The sequence below is a fragment of the Amycolatopsis echigonensis genome (assembly GCF_014174495.1).
Taxonomy (GTDB): Bacteria; Actinomycetota; Actinomycetes; order Mycobacteriales; family Pseudonocardiaceae; genus Amycolatopsis; species Amycolatopsis echigonensis.
On record NZ_JACJHR010000199.1, the window covers coordinates 1 to 2,574 of the forward strand.

Below are 2,574 nucleotides of genomic sequence, written 5' to 3' on the forward strand. Positions count from 1 at the left end.
AGTGGTGGCGGGTCGTCAGCGGTCGCCCGTGTGGGTTGGCGGCGTGTGGCTGGTGAGGAAGTTGTCGACAAGGTGTGCGCAGAACTGTTCGTCGTTGGGGGTGCCGGTGACGAGGCGGTTGAAGATGAGGGGGCCGATGAGTTGGGCGAGGGCGGTGGTGGTGTCGGTGCCGGGGCGGAGTGTGTTGTGGGCGGCGTCGCTGGTGAGGACGGCGTCGAAGGGTTGGCGGTATTGCTCGATGATGCGGCGGCGCAGGGTGTGCAGGTGTGGCCGGTCGCTCTGGGTGGGGGTCGAGGGTGTTGGTGCGATGCTCATGCCGAGCCAGGACAGCACGGTCAGTTGCAGGGGGGCGTGGTCAATGAGGTGGGCTTGGTTGGTCAGCAGCGTGAGCAGCCGTTCGCGTAGGGGGCCGTGGGCGGGTGCGGGTGCGACGGGGGGCAGCAGGCGTTCGAAGGCGGCGGCGAGCAGTTCGGTGCCGGTGCCGAAGTGGCGGTAGAGGGTGGCGCGGGCGATGCCGGCGGTGCGGGTGACCGCGTCGATGGTGACCGCGTCGATGCCGCCTTCGGCCAGTAGGTGGGTGGCGGCGTCGAGCAGCCGTGCGCGGGAGCGTGCCAGCCGCGGGTCTTCGTCCGGGGTGCTGGGTGTGGGGGCGGCGGTGGACATCGATCTCCTGCGTATCCGGAGGGCGGCGCGGGCGCGAGCAAGCCTAACGACAGCCGGACTTGTGAAACCGTCAGTCTAGGTCCGATACTGTCGGTTCACAAATGTTCGAGTCTTGCGGGTGATGCGTGTGGCGGAGTCGGCCGGGGAAGCGGGCGGGGCGCGCCGTGGCTGGACGCTGGCGGTGTCGTGTCTGGCCGTGGCGTTGGTGATGGCCGGGGTGGCGTCGCTGACCACGGCGTTGCCGGAGCTGGCTGCGGATATCGGGGCGAGTCAGACGCAGGCGACGTGGATTGTGGATGCCTACACGTTGGTGTTGGCGGGCGTTCTGTTGCCGGCGGGCGCGGTGGGGGACCGTCTCGGGCGGCGCGGTGTGCTATTGGCTGGACTGGTCGTGTTCGCGGTGGGTTCGGCGCTGCCGCTGGTGATGGACACGCCGACAGGGGTGATTGTGTGCCGGGCGGTCGCGGGGTTGGGGGCGGCGCTGGTGATGCCGGCGACGTTGTCCCTGCTGACCGCGGAGTTCCCTGCCCGGCAGGCCGCGCGTGCGGTGGGAGTGTGGGCGGGTTTTGCCGGGGCGGGTGCGGTGCTGGGCATTCTCGGGGCCGGCGCGTTGTTGGCGGTCTGGTCGTGGCAGGCGGTGTTCGTGGCCACAGCGGTGTTGGCGCTGCTGCTGGTGGTGGGTGGCTGGTTCGTGCCGTCGTCGCGTGAGCCCGCGGCGCCCGGGCTGGATGTGCCGGGGGCGGTGCTGTCGGCGGCGGCGGTGGGGTTGGTGGTGTTCGGGGTGATCGAGGCTCCCGATCACGGCTGGGACAGTGCGCTGGTGGTCGCCTCGCTCGGTGGTGGGGTGCTGGCGGGGGCCGGGTTCGTGCTCGTCGAACGACGACGGGCGGCACCGTTGCTGCAGGTCGGGTTGTTCGGCGACCGCGGGTTCGGTGCTGGCGCGGTGTCGCTGGTGGTGCAGTTCCTGGCCGCGTTCGGGGTGTTCTTCCTGCTGATGCAGCATCTGCAGCTGGTGTGGGGCTACTCGCCGCTGCGGGCGGGGCTGGCGTTGGCGCCGGTGGCCGTTCCGCTGGTCGTGGCCGCGGTGCTCGCACCGTGGGTGAGCGAGCGGGTGGGGTTGCGGGTGATGACCGGCGCCGGCCTGGCGCTGGTGGCTGGTGCGCTGGTCGGGATCGGCGGGCTGGGGGTGGACGAGGACTATCCGCGGCTGGTGGTGTTCCTCGGTGTGTTCGGGCTCGGTCTGGGCATCTGCGCGACACCGGCCACCGCCGCCATCGTGCGCGGGGTTCCCCGCGCCAAACAGGGCGTGGCCTCCGCGGTCAACGACGTCACCCGGGAACTCGGTGCCGCGGTGGGGATCGCGCTGGCCGGCAGCCTGCTCGCCAGCAGCTACCGCACCCATCTCGCCCCGCAGATCACCCACCTCCCCGCCGCAACTCGCGCCCAGGCCAGTGATTCGCTGGCCGCCGCGCTGCGGCTGGCCGGCGACACGCCCGCCGGACCTGATCTTGCCGCCGCGGCGCGGCGCGCCTTCGTCGACGGGTTCCACGACACCCTCAGCGCCCTTGCCGTGCTCACCGCGGTCACGGCCGTGGCGCTCACGGCGTGGGCTCCCGGACGCCACCGCGTGGACGGGCCGTCGCAGCCTGCGGAAACCTGCGGCAGTGACGCTACCGACTCTGCATTTGTCGCCGAACAGGACAGGAGTACTTCGTGACCGGACGACGCGTTATCAGCGACTACCCGCACCAGCTGGCCGGGCATTGCGGGTCAGGAGCGCTGCGCGACCTGATGCAGTGGGCCCGGCTGTCCTACGACGAGACGCCACTGGATGAAGGCACCGTGTTCGGGCTCGGCGGAGCACCGTCAGGATCGCCGGGCCCAGCACGATGATCGCGACGAGGTTCGTGA

The 2,574-nt window shown here is 71.2% G+C and carries 3 protein-coding genes; 2 read left to right on the plus strand and 1 reads right to left on the minus strand.

All coding sequences use genetic code 11. From position 1 onward, the window contains the following. Positions 1 to 15 precede the first annotated feature (15 nt). Positions 16 to 663 carry a TetR/AcrR family transcriptional regulator gene (locus H5411_RS46150; protein ID WP_110341410.1) on the minus strand — a complete coding sequence of 216 codons (648 nt, stop codon included), beginning with the start codon at positions 661 to 663 and terminating at the stop codon, positions 16 to 18. A gap of 121 nt (positions 664 to 784) precedes the next feature. Here H5411_RS46150 and H5411_RS46155 point away from each other — a divergent pair, with 121 nt between their 5' ends. Then, entirely contained in the window at positions 785 to 2,380 is a 1,596-nt protein-coding gene (locus tag H5411_RS46155; protein WP_110341594.1) for an MFS transporter, read from the plus strand. After that, positions 2,377 to 2,556 carry a cysteine peptidase family C39 domain-containing protein gene (locus H5411_RS46160; RefSeq protein ID WP_183127981.1) on the plus strand — a complete coding sequence of 60 codons (180 nt, stop codon included), beginning with the start codon at positions 2,377 to 2,379 and terminating at the stop codon, positions 2,554 to 2,556. The genes H5411_RS46155 and H5411_RS46160 overlap by 4 nt, the downstream gene beginning before the upstream one ends. The last annotated feature ends 18 nt before the right edge of the window (positions 2,557 to 2,574 follow it).